The 17,956-nt window shown below is 46.1% G+C and carries 18 protein-coding genes, 1 tRNA gene and 1 riboswitch; of the genes, 5 read left to right on the plus strand and 14 right to left on the minus strand.

What is annotated here, in order from left to right; genetic code table 11:
- Positions 1 to 57 precede the first annotated feature (57 nt).
- The 5 genes from LEP1GSC061_RS10320 to coaE all read right to left on the minus strand — a co-directional run bounded on the left by LEP1GSC061_RS10320 (position 58) and on the right by coaE (position 3,807).
- Entirely contained in the window at positions 58 to 852 is a 795-nt protein-coding gene (locus tag LEP1GSC061_RS10320; RefSeq protein WP_156844537.1) for a CPBP family intramembrane glutamic endopeptidase, read from the minus strand.
- Positions 853 to 958: 106 nt separating this feature from the next.
- Entirely contained in the window at positions 959 to 1,651 is a 693-nt protein-coding gene (locus LEP1GSC061_RS10325) for a hypothetical protein (protein ID WP_016545386.1), read from the minus strand.
- 102 nt (positions 1,652 to 1,753) lie between these two features.
- Positions 1,754 to 2,395 (minus strand): FFLEELY motif protein, encoded by a 642-nt coding sequence (locus LEP1GSC061_RS10330; RefSeq protein WP_040508429.1) that lies wholly within the window; start codon positions 2,393 to 2,395, stop codon positions 1,754 to 1,756.
- Positions 2,396 to 2,515: 120 nt separating this feature from the next.
- A complete protein-coding gene (locus LEP1GSC061_RS10335; protein WP_016545181.1) occupies positions 2,516 to 3,187 on the minus strand; it encodes an SPOR domain-containing protein in 672 nt (223 codons plus the stop codon).
- A complete protein-coding gene (coaE, locus tag LEP1GSC061_RS10340) occupies positions 3,184 to 3,807 on the minus strand; it encodes a dephospho-CoA kinase (RefSeq protein WP_016545220.1) in 624 nt (207 codons plus the stop codon). Before coaE ends, LEP1GSC061_RS10335 begins: the two co-directional genes overlap by 4 nt.
- A gap of 142 nt (positions 3,808 to 3,949) precedes the next feature.
- On the opposite strand from coaE, the gene LEP1GSC061_RS10345 reads away from it, so the two are divergent.
- Entirely contained in the window at positions 3,950 to 4,189 is a 240-nt protein-coding gene (locus tag LEP1GSC061_RS10345; RefSeq protein WP_016545205.1) for a hypothetical protein, read from the plus strand.
- An 8-nt stretch (positions 4,190 to 4,197) separates the two neighbouring features.
- On the opposite strand, the gene LEP1GSC061_RS10350 is transcribed toward LEP1GSC061_RS10345, so the two are convergent.
- Positions 4,198 to 4,270 (minus strand) — tRNA-Phe (locus tag LEP1GSC061_RS10350).
- Positions 4,271 to 4,309: 39 nt separating this feature from the next.
- Between LEP1GSC061_RS10350 and LEP1GSC061_RS10355 the strand changes: the two genes are divergently transcribed.
- Entirely contained in the window at positions 4,310 to 5,011 is a 702-nt protein-coding gene (locus LEP1GSC061_RS10355) for a protein-L-isoaspartate O-methyltransferase family protein (protein ID WP_016545366.1), read from the plus strand.
- 146 nt (positions 5,012 to 5,157) lie between these two features.
- On the opposite strand, the gene LEP1GSC061_RS10360 is transcribed toward LEP1GSC061_RS10355, so the two are convergent.
- The 3 genes from LEP1GSC061_RS10360 to LEP1GSC061_RS10370 form a co-directional block, all read right to left on the minus strand.
- Positions 5,158 to 6,051 carry a porin OmpL1 gene (locus LEP1GSC061_RS10360; protein ID WP_016545315.1) on the minus strand — a complete coding sequence of 298 codons (894 nt, stop codon included), beginning with the start codon at positions 6,049 to 6,051 and terminating at the stop codon, positions 5,158 to 5,160.
- 256 nt (positions 6,052 to 6,307) lie between these two features.
- The gene (locus LEP1GSC061_RS10365; RefSeq protein WP_016545231.1) at positions 6,308 to 7,204 is read right to left on the minus strand and encodes a porin OmpL1; all 897 of its coding nucleotides are present in this window, start codon (positions 7,202 to 7,204) and stop codon (positions 6,308 to 6,310) included.
- Positions 7,205 to 7,354: 150 nt separating this feature from the next.
- The gene (locus LEP1GSC061_RS10370; protein ID WP_016545154.1) at positions 7,355 to 8,254 is read right to left on the minus strand and encodes a porin OmpL1; all 900 of its coding nucleotides are present in this window, start codon (positions 8,252 to 8,254) and stop codon (positions 7,355 to 7,357) included.
- Between the two features lie 341 nt (positions 8,255 to 8,595).
- Positions 8,596 to 8,690: riboswitch (TPP riboswitch) on the plus strand.
- Between the two features lie 114 nt (positions 8,691 to 8,804).
- Here LEP1GSC061_RS10370 and thiC point away from each other — a divergent pair.
- Complete coding sequence (gene thiC, locus LEP1GSC061_RS10375; protein WP_016545285.1) at positions 8,805 to 10,400, plus strand: phosphomethylpyrimidine synthase ThiC; 1,596 nt, start codon at positions 8,805 to 8,807, stop codon at positions 10,398 to 10,400.
- A gap of 51 nt (positions 10,401 to 10,451) precedes the next feature.
- Positions 10,452 to 11,210 (plus strand): hypothetical protein, encoded by a 759-nt coding sequence (locus LEP1GSC061_RS10380; protein WP_016545207.1) that lies wholly within the window; start codon positions 10,452 to 10,454, stop codon positions 11,208 to 11,210.
- Positions 11,211 to 11,262: 52 nt separating this feature from the next.
- On the opposite strand, the gene LEP1GSC061_RS21665 is transcribed toward LEP1GSC061_RS10380, so the two are convergent.
- Together LEP1GSC061_RS21665 and LEP1GSC061_RS10390 are read right to left on the minus strand one after the other, a co-directional pair.
- Positions 11,263 to 12,750: a PP2C family protein-serine/threonine phosphatase gene (locus LEP1GSC061_RS21665; RefSeq protein WP_016545240.1), complete on the minus strand. Its 1,488-nt coding sequence runs from the start codon at positions 12,748 to 12,750 to the stop codon at positions 11,263 to 11,265.
- A gap of 572 nt (positions 12,751 to 13,322) precedes the next feature.
- On the minus strand, positions 13,323 to 13,544 hold the full coding sequence (locus LEP1GSC061_RS10390; protein WP_016545413.1) for a hypothetical protein: 222 nt from the start codon (positions 13,542 to 13,544) through the stop codon (positions 13,323 to 13,325).
- A 155-nt stretch (positions 13,545 to 13,699) separates the two neighbouring features.
- On the opposite strand from LEP1GSC061_RS10390, the gene LEP1GSC061_RS10395 reads away from it, so the two are divergent.
- Positions 13,700 to 14,869 carry an NAD(P)/FAD-dependent oxidoreductase gene (locus LEP1GSC061_RS10395; RefSeq protein WP_016545168.1) on the plus strand — a complete coding sequence of 390 codons (1,170 nt, stop codon included), beginning with the start codon at positions 13,700 to 13,702 and terminating at the stop codon, positions 14,867 to 14,869.
- A gap of 73 nt (positions 14,870 to 14,942) precedes the next feature.
- Here LEP1GSC061_RS10395 and LEP1GSC061_RS10400 read toward each other — a convergent pair whose 3' ends face one another.
- The 3 genes from LEP1GSC061_RS10400 to LEP1GSC061_RS10410 form a co-directional block, all read right to left on the minus strand.
- Positions 14,943 to 16,229, minus strand: coding sequence for a type II toxin-antitoxin system HipA family toxin (locus LEP1GSC061_RS10400; protein WP_198014257.1), 1,287 nt, complete (start codon positions 16,227 to 16,229; stop codon positions 14,943 to 14,945).
- Between the two features lie 35 nt (positions 16,230 to 16,264).
- Complete coding sequence (locus LEP1GSC061_RS10405) at positions 16,265 to 16,516, minus strand: helix-turn-helix domain-containing protein (RefSeq protein ID WP_040508434.1); 252 nt, start codon at positions 16,514 to 16,516, stop codon at positions 16,265 to 16,267.
- 187 nt (positions 16,517 to 16,703) lie between these two features.
- Complete coding sequence (locus LEP1GSC061_RS10410) at positions 16,704 to 17,690, minus strand: hypothetical protein (protein ID WP_016545416.1); 987 nt, start codon at positions 17,688 to 17,690, stop codon at positions 16,704 to 16,706.
- Positions 17,691 to 17,956: the final 266 nt, after the last annotated feature.

Raw genomic sequence — 17,956 nt, forward strand, 5'->3', positions numbered from 1 at the left:
TCAAATTTTACACCAAAAGAAAAAATCCGAAACAAGTATCGGCTTTCTTCGGTTAGTTTATCCGGAAATTTCGGCTTCTATAGGCTTACGTTTTTCGAACAGAAAAAGAGTAAACATCATACCTATCGCAAAAATCAAAAGGCCGGCAATATCCAGCCAAGCGGGTTGCAGTGCCTGGGGTTCTCCGTATTCTGCCTGTACAGTAAATCCGGGGATTTCCCATTGAAAGACTTGGATGAGAAAAACGGGAAGTCCGTTGAAGATCGCGTGAATCAGTATGGCCTGGAAAATCGAACCGGTTTCGTAAGCGATCCAGGCCAAATAGATTCCTACTATAAATCCGCTTATGAATTGCCATGGGTTTATATGGACCAAACCGAATAAGAACGCCGAGAGTAGAAATGCAGTGATCCTTTTATAATTCCTTAAGAACCCGTCCAAAATTAGGCCCCTAAATAACAGCTCTTCCGTAACCGGAGCCACTCCCGAGAGAAGAAGAAAAGTAATCCAAACATTCTCTCCGGAGATAATATTGCGGAAAAGGTCGAGGAGGAATTCGGGCTTAGGAAGAATCAGGGAGAATACATTGTCCAAATCGGAAAGAAGAATGCATAACCCGATCGTCGTAATTGCGAGAGAAGCGGATTCGATCGGGACCGGAGAGGAAATGCGAAATACTTCTTTTGCTCTCCTCTTAGAGATTAGAAAGCCGATTAAGATGACGATTCCGAAAGCGAAAGAATTCGTAATCGTCATTTCCCATTTCTGGTTCGTATTCGAATCTTCCGAAAACGAAACTCCTCTGATCGTCAATCCGACCGTTATGGAAAGAAGGACAATGCCTATAACCAAAAGAAAAGCCCCTCCGAATCCAGGAAAAAATTTACGTTTTTCTAAATTTATTTCAGCCAATCAATCTCGCCTTTTCTTTCGATTCGTTTCGGATATTTTAGAAATCTTAATTCGTTTCTACGGGTATTCTTTTGGAATCCAGCCAGCCTGCCACAAGAGCCAGTAGTAAATACCCGAATAAAGCCTGAGTCGAAAATTCCACTACCGTCTGAGGAGGAGGAAAGAATGGTGTTGCAATAGCGAGTACCAGAAGGAATCCGCCGAAGATATGCATCCCGTATTTCCCTCCGAAAGTGGGTCCCGGTTTCGTGGATTTGAAATACAAAAATAGTCCGAGGGCAGTAAGGATCACTTCCACCGCGATCGAAAGATTACGGTTATGCCAGATTCCGAAACCTAATTTCGGGCCCGAATCGAAAAGAATAGGAAGATCGGGTGTATGCATCGGCAGATCCAGGAAATAATGGGAAAGGACGGACAAACCTACGAGAGACGAAATTTTGGTCTTTAGGGAATCCGAATACGTTTTGTTTCTTAAGATTAAGAATTTAAATATTACAAATACGAAAATTCCCCAAAGGATTCCGGCTACTAGGCTATGAGTATAAGGCATGAAGAATAATTCGTAATTATTCATCTCCGTATAACCGGGTACGAATCGGATTCCTTCGATTCCGAATACGATAAATACCATAAATAGAATGTCCACGAACTGAACGCCCAAGAAGGTCGCCCAGAGAGGGGTTTTCGGTTCTAACTTTTTCGTCGCTAACGCAGCGCTATAATGTCCTATAAACATGTTTCCATCCTCGTTAAGGGCGCTTTGAATCGGGAGAAAGCTTCCTTTCACGCGAAAAAAATAGCAAGAGGGAAATTTGCAGTCTGGAAAAAGAGAATCGGATTAATTCGAATGAGGTTCGCCGTTCATCAGTTTTCCCAGGAGTCTGTTTTCTCTATCCTGGAACGCCTCGATGAAAGGTTGCAGATCCTTGATCTTAGTGGAAAGATTATAACCCGCTTCCATAGTATCTACGAGAGAAGTGGCTCCCACCATGGAGGCAGCCACTTTAATCGGCGCCATAATGAGTTTTACCATAGGGAGCTTGGAGAGGGAAAAGAAGAATCTCAAGGTGTCTCCCACCATCCGGACTTGATCCCTTCTGTCGTCGAATCGACCGACGGCTCCCAAGGCGGCATATAGGCCCTCTTGGGGAATGGTATCGTTTTCGATGAGTTTGTTTTCGATCACGATTCTGGCTGTATCGAAATCCAAAGAATCGGTGAGCTTGTTCAATTGGATGATTTCGTGGATATTGTCCGTCATGGATTTTCCGGCCACGGTTTTCAGTTTTTCGTACAAACTTTCGAGAGCGTTATCCCTTTCTTCCTTATTGCTGGGAGCGTAGAGATTGTTCTCGAAGAAATCGGGAATGCCGTCGTATCCCTTGATCGAGCCTAAAAGATCCGAATAAGTATGGCGTAATCTGACGATGGTGGATCTGACGACGGCGAGACGAACTGGTTCGAGTTCTTTCAAATCCATTTCTATTAACAACGAACTTGGGGTTTACCGGTTAGGCGGTCAATTTAAAAATCCGAGAGTTCCCCGGCCGATTCTTTTCGAGTCCGAAAATAGACAAACGGTCTTCCTAGATAAAGGAAATTATTCCTTAGAGACCAGAGCCTTGTCTTTCAGATTGGACGGAAGTCGTTTCATGGATTTTTCCGCCTCGTCTTTGGAAGGAAAATTGCCCATGCGAACGGTAAAATACCCGTTTTTCGTTTTCTTCACATAGGATTTTCCGCCGAGAGAGGATTTTAATTCGTCCGCTTTCTCTTTGGTCTTGAATGCGGCGACTTGGACGAAGAAATCGTCGTCCGATTTTTCCACTTTGCGGGGATGAGAAACTTTCTTAGAGGCGACGGAGACCGATTTTTTAGGTTCCTTTTCTCTCCGAACGATTTTTTTCTCGGAGGAGGAATGGGAAGGCGCATCGACTTCAATCTTGGAGGGCTCCTCTTTTTTGGCGGGAGAGACTTCCGAATTCAGATCCACTACTTCCGCGCCGGGAGGGAGGTTACGAAACTTAACCTCTTCTTCTCTTTTGTTTTCGGAAATTCTTACGGACTCTTCCATGTTTTGGCTAACGGAGGAAGAAGAGGAGGAAAGTCCTCCTTGGGAATTTAACGCGAGATCTTCCTGGACCTGACCCCGTTTTCTTCCTACGGAAACGCCCAGAAAGAAGAATGAGAAAAGAAGACCCAATAGAAACAAAGAGAGTAACGTGATTCTCTTATTGTCCAGGTTGATAACGTAGAAAACTTTTTCCTTCATTCTATTCTTCCTCTCAATTTAGCGTACAATTCGACGCATTCCTTCCGCAGGTCTTCCAGATCTCCTGTGTTCCTAACGGTATATTCGGCTCGTTTCGCTTTTTCCTGAAGAGAAAGCTGGCTTTTCGCCCTGGCTTCCGCCTCTTCTCTCGTGATTCCGTCCCGTTTTACGGTCCGATCCAGGGACGTCTCCGGATCGGAAATCACGCAAACGGTGGAATCGCAAAGAGTATAGGAATCCGTCTCGAAGAGCAGGGGAACTTCCCAAACCACCAGAGTCCCTTTTTTTTGGGTCTCTAGGATTCCCAAGAATTCTTTGCGGATTCTTGGGTGGACGGTCTCGTTCAAGGCCTTCAACTTCTCGGGGTTTCCGAAAACCAATCGGGCGATTCTTTTCCGATCCGGCTTATCCGATTCGTCCAGAATTTCCCGACCCAAGGCCTCCACCAATTCGTCTCGGATCGGACTATCCGGGTCGGTGTATTTTCGGGCCAGTTCGTCTGCACTGATCCGAAAGCCTCCCAGTTCCTCGAGGATCTTGGCTACGGTGGATTTGCCTCCGCCGATCATCCCGGTGATTCCGACCAGAAAGGCTCCGTCGGTTCTAGAGGACGAGATCATGGGGAAATCCTACAAAAGAACGGTTTTCGTACAAGCTTTTTAAGAAGATGAGGTCCGATTTAAATCAAATCCAGAAGGGGACCCTAAAAGGCTTACGAATAAATTCACTTTCCAAAACCGCGAGTCGTGATAGAAACGTAGAATGAAATACCTGGAAACTTCTCAAATTATCCCTGCGAAAGGGATGTCCTATACGATGTATGAAATCGAAGGAGAGGACCAGATTCTCCGGATGCTTACTTATATTCCGGACACGGACGAAATTCACACATATCCCAAGCCTCCGGTAAAGAAATTGTATAAGCCGGAGCTATGCAAATCCGTCGAAGATCTGGTATTTACTGAATTATGGAAATTGGGAGAAGAAAGAAAGAGCGGATGATTGGGTTTTGGCTTCGGGCAGAATCGAACTGCCGACACAAGGATTTTCAGTCCTCTGCTCTACCGACTGAGCTACAAAGCCGAACCCAGGACCAAAATACTGGATCAGACCTAGACGTCAATGGAAAATCCTGATCCAGGCTTCGTCTCCCGATTCGATTCTCCCGAAACCGTACTCGCCCGGGAGAGAATGGTTCGGCACCAGATATCCGAGAGAGGAATCCGAGATCGAAGGATCCTGGATGCGCTCCTCAAAATTCCTAGACATCATTTTCTTCCCGAAGAATACAGGGAACATTCCTACGAAGACAAAGCGGTACCGATAGGAGGAGGGCAGACCATTTCCCAACCTTATATCGTTGCGTATCTGGCATCTCAACTCGATATTCGAAAATCGGATTCCGTTTTAGAGATAGGAACCGGGTCCGGGTATCTCACTGCGGTTCTGGATCTACTAGGCGCAAAGATTCTTTCTTTGGAAATACTACCCGATCTGTATCATGCCGCGGTAACCAGATTGGAAGAATGGTCCCCCGGGTTTACGGAAAGGAATCGTGTGGAATGCGGAGATGCTATTCTTATTCTAAAAGAAAAGAAAACGTTTTCTCGCATAGTATCCTCCGCTTGTTTTCCGAAAGAACCGGAAGAGGGGGGATTCGTAAGTTCCTTGCTGGAAGAAGGAGGAATCGCTGCCCTTCCCGTGGAAGCGGAAAAGGGCCAGCAATACCTGCTGACCCTGGAAAAGAAACACGGACTTCTTAGGGAAAACAAAAGACTCTCCGTGAAATTCGTGCCTCTTGTGGGAAGGACGGATCTTCTTTGAGAGGGTTCGGGCGGCCCCCTCGATTTTCTCGGGTCGCGCTGCTGCGGGCTACGCTTTCGCTACGGTCCCGGCAAATTCATATAATGTAAAAATAATATATAAAATGCCGTGACCGCTTCGCGCCCTTCGCATCGCTGCCGCGGGACTTAGATCTCGTGCTTATATCCGAACCTATATTGGGTTCCTCCGAGTACCTGAGGGTAGGCGACGCTAGGAGCGAGACCGCTCATTCCTCCCTCGGATCTGGTATGGGCGATCCCGTATTGGAAGGAAAATAAAGTTTCGGCTTCCATATAAATATGTCCTTTGTCGGAGATTCTTGCCTGAGCTCCTATGAGCCAGTTGGGAGCCACACCGGAAACGTTGAACTGGGTTTTTTCCCAATTCGCGACGGGAGAAATTCCGTCCCCGACGAGCCCGAGGATAGTGGTATCCGTCACTCCCAAATTGATGAGGGCGTCGTGAACGTCGTTCAAACGATTGCTACCTTGCAAGGTCCATCCCCCCTTGAAATAATGAGCGCCCGCTCCGATATAGACCGCGGCGTCTTCCGAAACGGCGAGTTTGATACCTATATTGAAAGGAATCTGAATCGCGTTATAATCCCACTCGAAATCGTAGAAAGTTTGTCCTGCGAATTTTGCGTTGGTATCTCCTCCCATGATTTTACGAGTGTAGTGCGCGTTGGCCCTCCAAAAGAAAGCCTTACCGAAATCCTTTTCGTATCCGACCGATAACACGAGTCCGGTCATAGCTCCGCTCGTTTTAGCGCTGATAAGCCCGTTCGTGGTGTGCTGCAGAGTGAGAAGGCGATTTTCTGGAATCACCGCCTTTCTGGGAAGAACACCCGGTTGTCCGTCCGTGGAAGTGGTTGCGTAATTACCGGACGAGTCCAGACCGTCGGTGGCGATCGTGCCTCCTAAGTCCCCTAGATCGAATTGGAGTCCTAAGCCTCCCGTAACATAACTCTTCGCTTCGATAAGAAGAGTAGGCGTGGCGAAAAGGAACAAGGCGAGCAATCCTTTGGCGATTTGATTCATAGTTGTCTCCTAAACTATTTTTTAATGTTTTAACCCAAAACTGAAGGGCTCGGAGACAGCGATTGTTTTTTCGTTTTAGGCTTTGATATAGCCGTTATGCGAAAAAGGGTATCGTAATTCTTTCGGGTTAGCTCGCTTATATTTCACTTAACAAAATATGCTAATATCCGGAGAAGATTCTAAAGAGAGAAGGGTGGGCGAGGCGGAAAAGGCCCGTGAAACGAGAGCCTTTTCATTCCGAAAATCGAATCTAAAATCAGATTTCGTGTTTGTATCCGAATCTATACTGAGTTCCCCCGAGAACGATCGGGTAAGCGACGCTAGGAGCGAGACCTTCGATGCCGCCTTGGGATCTAGGGTGAGCGATACCGTATTTGAAGGAGTATAATGTCTCCGCTTCCATATAGATATGACCTCTATCCGAGATCCTTGCCTGGGCCCCTATGATCCAGTTCGGAGCGAAGCCGGAAACGTTGAATTGCGTTTTTTCCCAGTTCGCAGGAGGATCGGTCCCGTCGGAAACTAGACCTACTACCGTATCTCCGGGAGCGAATCCCGCTTGGATCAGAACGTCATGGACCGTACTCAGCCGATTGGTGCCTTGTAAAGTCCACCCTCCCTTGAAATAGTGAGCTCCTCCGCCGATATAGAAGGAAGCGTCTTCGGTGAGGGAGAGTTTGAGTCCTATATTGAAAGGAATCTGAACGGCATTATAATCCCAATCGATATCGTAGAAGGTCTGGCCTAGAGCTTTTGCCTTGGTGTCTCCTCCCATGATCTTGCGTGTGTAATGAGCGTTGATTCTCCAGAAGAAGACCTTACCGAAGTCCTGTTCGTATCCGACCGATAGGACGAGACCGGTCATGGCTCCGCTCGTTTTAGCGCTGATGAGACCGTTGGAAGTATGTTGCAAAGATAGTAAACGGTTTTCAGGAATCACCAAGCGTCTCGGTAATACACCCGGTTGTCCGTCCGTGGATGCGGTCGCATAATTTCCGGAAGAATCCAAACCGTCGGTAGAGATCGTAGTTCCCAATTGTCCCAGATCGAATTGGAGACCGAGGCCTCCCGTGATATAGCTCTTCGCTTCGGGAAAAAGACTAGGTGTTAAGATCAGCAGGGCGGTGAGTAGTCGGATCGGAATTCGATTCATGTGCATCTCCATTTCAATAGATTGCACTAGAATGGAAAGTGAGCGGAGGCATCGATTCTTTTCCGAGGGATCGAAAAAGTTGGTATTGCGAACTAAATAAAAAAGGCCCCCTTTCGGGAGCCTTTACAATTCCACAAAACGAATCTAGGATTAGATTTCGTGTTTGTATCCGAATCTGTACTGGGTTCCTCCCAGAACTTGAGGATAGGCAACGCTAGGTGCTAAACCTTGCGCTCCACCGGCAGATCTTGGGTGACCGATACCATATTTGAAGGAATACAGAGTTTCTGCTTCCATGTAGATATGTCCTTTGTCGGAGATTCTTGCTTGAGCTCCGATCAACCAGTTCGGAGCGACTCCGGAAACTTGGAAGGTGGTTTTTTCCCAGTTTGCGGAAGGATCGGTTCCGTCTGCTACGAGTCCTACGACCGTGCTGTTAGCAGGAACACCCGCTGCAACAAGTGCATCGTGTACGTCGTTCAAACGGTTGCTACCTGCAAGGCTCCATCCACCGTTGAAGTAGTGAACCCCTGCTCCGATGTAGAAAGCTGCATCTTCGGAAACGGAGAGTTTAATCCCTACGTTGATAGGAACTTGAACTGCGTGGTAATCCCAGGTGATATCGTAGAAAGTCTGTCCCAAGAATTTCGCGTTGGTGTCCCCGCCCATTACTTTACGAGTATAGTGTGCGTTGGCTCTCCAGAAGAAAGCTTTTCCGAAATCATGTTCGTATCCCAAGGAAAGAACAAGTCCGGTCATTGCTCCGCTCGTTTTAGCGCTGATGAGACCGTTGGTAGTGTGTTGCAAACTGAGTAGACGGTTTTCAGGGATGATAGCGCGGCGAGGAAGAACCCCGGTCGTAGTACCTTTGGAATCCGTAGTAGCGTAGTTACCGGATGCGTCCAAACCGTCAGTTGCGATCGTGTCGCCCAATTGCCCCAGGTCGAATTGGAGACCGAGGCCTCCGGTGATGTAAGACTTTGCGCTCAGGCCGGCAGTCGAAGACAACACGGCGAAAACTAACAAAGCTTTTACAATGTTACGAACCATTTAATAGCTCCTTAAACTTTTCGTATAGTTAGAGTGTTTTTCACCTGGGCCGTTTATGTCTATACTATGCCCAAGCATAGGACAGGACTCTAACGATCGGGAGTTGGGTGTCAAACAGGATATTCGAAATAGAGGAAAAAAGTCCGTCCGAGCGAATTTTATTTTGAACGATAGTTAGAAATAATAAATGCCACTTCCTCTTTGCGCATTGCAAAACTTTTGTAATATAGATGATTTTCCTCAAACTTTCAATCTCTGCGAACGAACGTTAATACGATTCCGGATCCGAATTCTCTCCTAAAAAACTCCTTGCCTCCTTGAAAAATCCGAAATCCAATGGAGACAACCGTTGGGGGTGGGACGAAGTTCGTCTCTGAGAGAGTCCCCGGAACCTGATCAGGGTAATGCCTGCGAAGGGAAACGTGAAAAGGGTGGACCTAGCTCCGCCCTCCTAGGCAAACGAGAATTATGTTTTTTGCATAGATGTCTCGCCCTCTTTTCTCCTTTGCATGCGTCCGGACTTTTTTGCCTCCTCGGAAGGAGTTGCATTATGACGGCGAAACAGGACGGAAATTCTTCCGGATTCCAGATCCCGAACAAAGAGATATTATTATCTGATGGCACGAGCTACCGAGCTTATACTACGGAGGGTCCTTGGAAGGACGGATGGAATCCAACCGACTTTAGAGCGGGGATTCCTAAGCTGAGAGAACCTTGGATTCGATCTAGAAATAACGGACCCGAGCCGATCCGAAACCATTCCCAAATGCATTTTGCCAGAAAGGGAATCATCACCGAAGAAATGAGATACGCAGCCATGAGGGAGGGAATGGATCCCGAGTTCGTGAGAAACGAGATCGCGATCGGGCGGGCTATTCTTCCCTCCAATATTAGGCATACGGAATTGGAGCCGATGGTGATCGGGCGGAATTTTCTGGTCAAGATCAACGCGAATATAGGAAATTCCGCACTTTCTTCTTCGATAGAGGAAGAAGTGGAAAAATTGAGATGGGCCACGAAATGGGGAGCGGACACAGTCATGGATCTTTCTACGGGAAAGAATATCCATGAGACCAGAGAATGGATTATCCGCAATTCTCCCGTGCCTATAGGAACGGTTCCTATCTACCAGGCTTTGGAAAAGGTCAAAGGGAAGGCGGAGAATCTAAGTCTTTCCGTTTTTCTGGAAACCCTGGAGGAACAGGCGGAGCAAGGAGTGGATTATTTCACGATCCATTCGGGAGTACTTTTACAGTATATTCCTCTCACTGCAAAGAGGGTGACCGGGATCGTTTCTAGGGGAGGATCCATTATCGCCAAATGGTGTCTCGCCCATCATAAGGAGAATTTCCTCTACACAGGCTTCGACGAGATCTGTAAGGTAATGAAAAAATACGGGGTCTCCTTCTCCCTCGGGGACGGGCTTCGCCCGGGAAGTATCGCGGACGCGAACGACGAGGCTCAGTTCGGAGAATTGCGGACATTGGGCGAGCTGACCCAGATCGCTTGGAAGGAGGATATCCAAGTGATGATAGAGGGGCCCGGCCATGTTCCTATGGATAAGATTAAGGAAAATATGGATCTACAATTGGAGATCTGCAAGGAAGCTCCCTTTTATACTCTCGGGCCTCTAGTAACGGATATCGCACCAGGCTACGACCATATCACTTCCGCGATCGGAGCGGCGATGATTGGATGGTACGGAACCGCGATGCTTTGTTATGTGACTCCCAAGGAACATCTGGGATTGCCGGACAAGGAGGATGTGAAGCAAGGGGTCATCACTTATAAGATCGCGGCACATGCCGCGGATTTAGCCAAGGGACATCCCGGGGCCAAGGAGAGGGACAATCTATTAAGCAAGGCCCGATTCGAATTCCGTTGGGAGGATCAATTCGCTCTTTCCTTGGATCCGGAGACCGCCCAGTCCTTTCACGACGAGACTCTTCCACAGGATAGGATGAAGACGGCTCATTTCTGCTCCATGTGCGGGCCGCATTTCTGCTCGATGCATCTTACCCAAGAACTCAGAAAGTATGCGGAAGAAAAAGGGATTTCGGGAGAGGAGGCCGTACAAGAAGGAATGAAGGAAAAGTCCGAGGAATTCCTGAAAAAAGGAGGAAGCGTTTACATAGCCGCCGAGTAGCTTGACCTTTCTTTGGAAATAAATAATCCTGGATCGGATTTAGATACTCGTATGAAAACCAATATCCGAAGAAAAAAACTCATAGCGATTTTCATTCTCCTCTTTTCTTCCGCGGCTTACGCCCAGGGTGGAGCGGCAAAGAACGGAGGAGTCCAGGATCTTCCTCCCATCCCGGGAGAGATAGACCAAGCAAATCGAAGGGACGCGAAACGATTTTTCTTCGGAGGGTTTACCGCAAACGGACTCTCTTGGTTCGGGACAGGATACCAATTCTCCTCTAAGATCGCGGTCTCATTGCAATGGCAGGAACAGAGAACGATCCAAAGATTCGATTTGGACGTAACTGGAGTCCAGTCCGATCTTTCCGGTATGTTTACTCTGACCAATTCCGAAAAAATCCAGAGACAGGCGAGCGTGCAGTTGGAATGGTTTCCATTCTCCGGTCCCTATTATTTCGCGGCTGGAATCGGAACGGAACGCTATATAGAGAAGCAAAGAAAGACCGAATTGCAGGTTCCGATCGATCGATATTCGGATTACACCTGGAATATCTCCCAGCAGAGAGGGTTCGTATCCCTGGGAGCCGGTTTCCGTTACGTTTTCCCTTCCGGATTCTTCATACATCTGGGAGGAAACATACTCGGATATCCGAATAGACATACTCATGAGCAAAGGGGAGCCTATTCCAGCAATTACAACCTGGATTATAGGCAGGTACAGAAAGATTGGCAGGAACCGGAAAAGGAAGCCAGGGATCGCCAGAATTCCTACGGAGCCCAACTGCAAATATTGTTCGGGATAGCGATCTAATATCGAAAAAATATTTAATTTTTCTATATTAGGAAAAAGGAAAGGAGCGAGCCTACGGTTTTCCCAGATATTCCAGGACCAGAAGCGCCATATCGTCGTGGGAATTATGCTGTTCTTTGGTGAATTCCCGTATATGCTCGATCACGCTGGAGCAGAAAGAATCCGGCTCCTGGTCCGCGCATCCGCTCAGGAGCTGGAAAAAATTCTCGTCTCCGAAAAATTCTCCGTTAGGTTCCCTTGCTTCCGGCAATCCGTCGGTATAAAGCACTAGTTTGTCTCCCGGACCTAAAACCGTGATCTCTGTGTGATAAGGAGTCTTCATGGACTCGTTGATAGCCATGCCGGAAGGTCGAAACAATTCGGGACGCGGAAAATTCTTCCTGAGTATCACCGTTTCCGGATGGCCGGCGTTCGCGATCATGAGACGTCCCGATTCAGGAAAGAAGGTAGCAATGGTGGCCGTTAGAAAATTGCCGTTTAATTTTCCGATGAGTTGGGCCCGCATTTTTGTGAGCATATGCCCCGGGTCGCTTAGATAATCCGACCAATCCTGGAGGGCCATTTTTACCATCGAGGCGACCATAGCCGCTCCCGTTCCGTGACCGGTAACGTCGCAGATAAAGACTCCGATTGCTCTGCCCGTTCTATCCACGATAGAATCCACGAAGTCTCCCCCCACATCCAGCATGGGTTCGTAACGATAAGCCAAACGAATATTGGGAATCTTAGGCAAATCGGAGGGAAGAAGAGCGGATTGTATTTTGGCGGCGATGGCCAGATCCCGTTCCAGGATCCGAGTCTTCTGCTCAATCTCCTCTTTCTGAGCGGCGATCGTCTTGGTTCTTTCCACCACTTTCGTTTCCAAGGATTCGTTCAGTAGTCGAAGAGAGGTTTGCGTGGATTCCAGCGTGTTGTACGTATCGGAGTATCTCTTTGCGAGAGCGAAAGAGAATGCAAGGGACATGAAAAAGAATCCGTCGTTCAGATGCGGTTCGGCGATGATAAGGTTTAGAAAAATTCCGATATCGTGGATGATCGCAATGAAGAAAACGATCAGACCGAGCATTAAGCTATAGGATATTTCGATCTGTTCCTTGAAGTAGTCCTTCCAGATACGAAAGAATGTGTAGAATATGAATAGAATGATTCCGTTTATGAATATCTCGAATAAGTACCTATAGTAATAATAAATGCTCCGAGTAAATACGAGTTCGATTAAGACCGTTGCAATACATATACCGAAAAAACATTCGAAGATAATGGCGACTTTGGTTCTTTTTATGGAAAGAAAATAGACAAGGAATTCGTAGAGAAATATGGTCGGAGTGGATCCTATAATGAACGAGGGAATGATGTAGGAAAGCCGATCGTCGAATAGATATAACGAATAGCCCTTGAAAGAAATGAGCCAAACGGAAAGAGAAATGTTCAAAAGCGCAAATGCTAAATAGAATTTGTCCGCTCTTCTTTGGGAATAGATGAACATAAAGTAAAGAAAAAGAAAAAGTTGAATGGAAGCGATCGCGAACGCTTTAGCCACCCGTAAAATGGAAAGTTCCTTGATCGAGCGTAGATTTCCGAAATAAACGAAACCTTCATACGCGGAGGCGAAGTCCAGGCTAGACAGTCTTACTTCGATAATATTGTGACCGGATTTTAGTAGGTCTTTACGAATTTCGATGACTTGCGGCTTAGCATGTAATCTGGGGATTTCCCCATTTATAATCGGCCGAGTGGTATCGACCAGGCTACCGTTGATAAAAACGGAACTCGCAGTGGGAGCCGCCGGAAGAAAGAGCCCGAAATCGGAATCCCATAAGGAATCTTGCTCTAATATATCGATCGTTATTAAATATCGAACGACTTTGCCCGATTGAGCTAGATTTGGATCTCGTGTGAATTCCAGACTTGGATTCGAATAGTATTCCTTTTCACGAGGTATCTGCTGAGAATAAGAATCGGTTAAGGAATCGGCGGGAATCGCTAACCATTTATCGGCTAAGCTGATAGTCTTGTCAGCTATCGAATATTGTTGTATAGGGATGGAGGCACCCGTCTCTGCGAGTGCATTCTCCAGCCCTAATAGAATCAGGAATACTGTTAGAAGTCTTTTCAGTATCCGGCCTTTACTGACTGATTGACCTGCTCCTGGGAAAGTCCGGCCTTATTGTCGATGAGTTTCTGGCTTTCTTCCGGCGTTACAGAATATCCTTTTTTACTAAACCAATCGGATAGGGATTTTGCGTCGCTTGCCGAAACTAGAGCGTCCGAAGCCTCTTTTCCCAGATTCGGGTCCTTGCTTTGATCAATGATGAAATCAATAAAATTTTTCATTCCTTCCTCACTCGTGGGAGCAATTAAGCGGAATAGTCGTTCCGAATTCAATTAAAATTATGAATTTCTAAGACAAATGCGTTATTTTGCCGGATTTCTTTCTTGATCGAGTATTCATCCGCTTTCTAATATTCATTTTTTGAATGCGACAAAAGTTGAGGAAAATCACCATCATTGGAGCCGGACCGGCCGGGGCTTCCGCGGCATTTTTTCTGGCAAAAGCGGGAATTCCGGTCCAGATCTTGGATAAGGCGGTCTTTCCTAGAGATAAAATCTGCGGAGACGGAGTTTCTTCTAGAGCGTTCTACACACTTTTTCGGATGGGAATCCGGGGAATCGAAGAGTTTGAGCGGGGACAAAGAATCGATGATGTGATCTTATTCGATTGGTTCGGACAGAAAAGGAAGTTGGAAGCCGCCCGAAATATGTTCGGAAACGGATTCAGCACTATCCCTAGAGAAACATTGGATGCTAGGGTTCTGGAAAAGGCGAAAGAAGCAGGTGCAGTCCTGCGGGAAGGGATTTCTATCCGGGAAATCCGTCGAAATTCCCAAGGCTTTACTCTGGTCCATTCCGAGGGACAAGAGGACTGTGAAATTCTGGTCGGGGCGGATGGAATACATTCCAGAGTGCGTCATCTTATCTTTGGGTCGCATTTCCAAGAGACGGAAAAGTCCTTCGCGATGAGGGCTTATATTCGAAACGTTAGGCTCAATCATCCCGAGAGTTATTACTTTATCTATCTCCGGGAGATATTTCCCGGATATGGTTGGATCTTTCCTCTACCGGGGGGAAGGGCCAATATAGGATTCGGAATCCCCGCGGATAAATTGAAAAAAGAGAAACGAAATCCATTCGATCTCTGGGATTTCTTTCTGGAGCATCCCGTATTACGGGAAGAATTGACCGGCGGAGTTTGGGAATCCGAACCCAAGGGATATCATATTCCCATGAAGACGGATAAGAGATTCCTTTATAAGGAAGGGGCCTTTCTTTGCGGGGATGCCGCCGGTCTTGTGGATCCGATTACAGGGGATGGGATCGATTTTGCCTTGGAATCCGGGCAACTGGTCGCCGAAGATATTTTGGAATTCCTACATTCTTCCGCTAAGAATCAACTAGGAGAATATTATAAGAAAAGCTGCGAGAATCGGATACGAAAGAGAATGGAGGACCAGGATTCCATGAAGAAAATCCTTTTTCACACGTTTCTATTCGATCGCTTTTTCAGGATGGCAAAAGACGAACCTAAGAATTCGATACTCTCCCGCTTGCTCTTAGGTATCGCGGATTGGAAGGAATGGCTTCGCTTCTTCTTTGTCTGAACGGAAGAATGTCCTTATATTAAAAATAGCCTCTAACGATTCTTCGTTAGCCCATATCCGAAGCTGTTTGCGCCTATGGTTCTTTGTCGGTTCTTGCCAAACGATCTCTCGTCTTACGCATTCCTGCAAAGATCGACTCCATAATCTTCGGCGGGAAGTCCTTAGGGAGTTTATTGCCGACGGATTGGAGAATTGATTCCATAGAATCCGCAATCTCATCTAATAAAGAGGAAGTCTCTTTTATACTGAAACCCGAATGCTTAGCCTCGGATAGGAAATGTCTTCCGCTAATCCGATTCCATACATAATGCTTGGTTCCGGTGGATCCGCGGAGGCTCATCGCCATTTTGAGTTTCTCCGCCGGATGGTTGGAGGTAAGATACGGGAAAGCTGAAAGAACATCGTAGAATGGAGTGAGTTCGTATCTTCCCATAGGCCGGAGAAAGATGCTGAAGTTCTTCGCGTGACCGTCAGTGGCTGCCATCAGAAAGAATAGGATTTGCGCCTTCATAAAATCGCTGCGATCTCGGGTTGCATTATGTGAATTTGCGAGAAATTCTAGGATGTCCTTAATGTTCGGACCTCCATCATTCTCGTATTTTAAATTCGGCGATCTTCCGAAGACCTGACATAAATCTTCCTGAGGCAAACGTGCGATCCAATTCCCATTATCTTTCCATTCTCGATCGAATCTGGTGACGGAAAGAATTCTAATGTTTTCGAAATCCAGAATTTCACTATTAGGTACCTCCAGGCCGAATGCCCGCAAGATTCTAAGACATAGATATTCGTTTTCCACACTTTGGGATAAATCGACTGTGTCGATTTTGCCGATCTGCAATTTGAAGATATGGGTAGTAGGAGTGGAGCTTTCCGGAAGTCGCCATTCATTTCCTATTTTAAGTAAGGCAATTTTGGACTGTACTCCCGCGATTGAAATTCTGAAACCTTCTTGGGGCCTAATTCCCATCGGATAGATTCGAACTTGTGAAATTCGTTCCGCAATTTCTAGGGACGAAAGGGGTATGGAGTTTAAGGCTCGATCTTCGGGAGGTTCGGCCGATGTCAATAATTGGAGTGCGCCCACGCAATCCGACCCTATTTGAGTCAATAGATCGAAGACTTCCGAAGAAGGAGTTTGAAAAATGGCTTGGAGTCTTTGGCGAACCGAAGTGCCTTCGGGTAAGAGGTTATCGAATACGTTTACGACCTTATCTCCCTTATATGTACCGGAAGTTAAGGGAAGGGAAAGCGAAATAGGGCGGGAAAGCTCGGAATTTTCCAACCAAGACTTTTCGTAGGAAAATTCCAAAGAGCCCCGGGCGGTTTTCACTAAAGTCCCCACTCGTATTCCGTTCATGAATACGAAGAGACTCCTAGAATGTGCCGTGGTATTTACCATGGATTATTGCGATCCGTTTTTTCGCTCGATTTGGAACTGACAATCAGCTCCAAGTCCAAGGCGGAAAGAACCGCAAAAATCGTATCTATGCGAACTTTAGCTTTACCGATTTCCAGGGCGGAAATGGTGGATTGGTTCAAACCGACCCTTTCTCCCAATATGGTTTGGCTGATCCGAAGCTGTTTGCGCCGGTCTCGCACGATTTGTCCCAATTGTTTGTTTCCTGTGATAACCTGGGGTTTCATGAGGATTGATTTTAGTAGGTAAAGACCCTAGTTTTTAGGGGCTTTCATTAATAAAATATATTTAGTGGTTTTGTCCACTAAATTTTAGTGGGAATTTCTAATAATTCTATTTTAGTGGTTTTTCCCACTAAAATAGAATACCCGGTAATCGGACAATATAGTCGTTTAGCCGGTATAAGATTTTGGTTTATTCGACGACTGAATATTTTTCCTGTATTTTGATTATAAAATCCAAACGATTGCCGTACTTTTTCAGCTTACGATTGATTTCTTCTAGTTTTGTATACGCTTTCGGGTTGTCCCTTTTTAAATTGAAATTACTCATTCTGGCAATATCCCGGTCCGTCATAGGATAGGTTTCTATATCTCTGACGAATTGAGTATAAAGAGTCGCTATCGTGTATAGAGGGACTACTTGGTTGAATTGGACCCAATCCTCGTTGTATTTTTCATAATCGTCATTCAGGATCTCGTCCGTAACTCTTGCGAGTTCCTCGTATTTTACTTCTTTCGCCTTGTTGGAATGAGTCATATCGTTTAGGGAAAAGATCAGATTCATATCGAATTTATAAAATCCGTAAGAAAACATGCCTAAATTATCTTTTGAAAAACTATTCGATAGAAATTTCTCGAATTCGCTCAATTGAAAATCCCGATTTCCTTCCATATAGTCTCTTATAAACACCGCTTCCACGTGAAAGGCATCTAGTTCATAAAGATATTTCTCTATCGGATTCTTTCTGGTCTGTACGAATCCTTTTTTGTTCGAGAAGAACGAATCGGAATGCTGGAATTCATGGATTAGAATGGAGAAAACGATAGAGGGTCTTTTTTCAAATAAATCTATGAGGTAAGGGCTTACGGAAATTCTAGGATTGTCTCCCAGATTATCGAATGCGAATTCGGCGCCTCCGTAGATACTCTTAGGCAACGAAGGATCCACCTGAATTCTTAATGAATCCGAATTGATTCTAGTCGCTCCGTTGTATAACAGCTTCTGGATTAGGTTATTATCGACCTTGGAATGATTCACGAGGCCGATGAGTCGATTCAGGATCGTCTCCAATCTGGGGCCGTAATTATCGGAGGGAGGAGAGTTTACATCGTTCGTTTTGGAGATCGACGAGCAGCATACCAAAGAATACGCCAAGATTAAATAAAACGTGTTTTTCATTTCCGTTTCTCCGCTTTGTCAATTCTTATCGATGCCGAACGCAATGCCGGAATTGACAGTTGGGCGTAATCATTGCATAGTCTACAACCAATTCTCCACTTTCGGATCCCGGAAAAATGAGATCGGATCGGGTAGGAGACCGTTTTTCCGGGACAGCCCTTTGCCTAAAATAATGAATAGGCGAACGAAAAAGTCCTGTCCGGAAGGAAAAAATATCCTAAAATACTATATTTTTTGATCGGAATATTCAAATCTGTTGAATTGCT

Origin of the sequence: Leptospira wolffii serovar Khorat str. Khorat-H2 (genome assembly GCF_000306115.2) — a bacterium.
Lineage (GTDB): Bacteria > Spirochaetota > Leptospiria > Leptospirales > Leptospiraceae > Leptospira_B > Leptospira_B wolffii.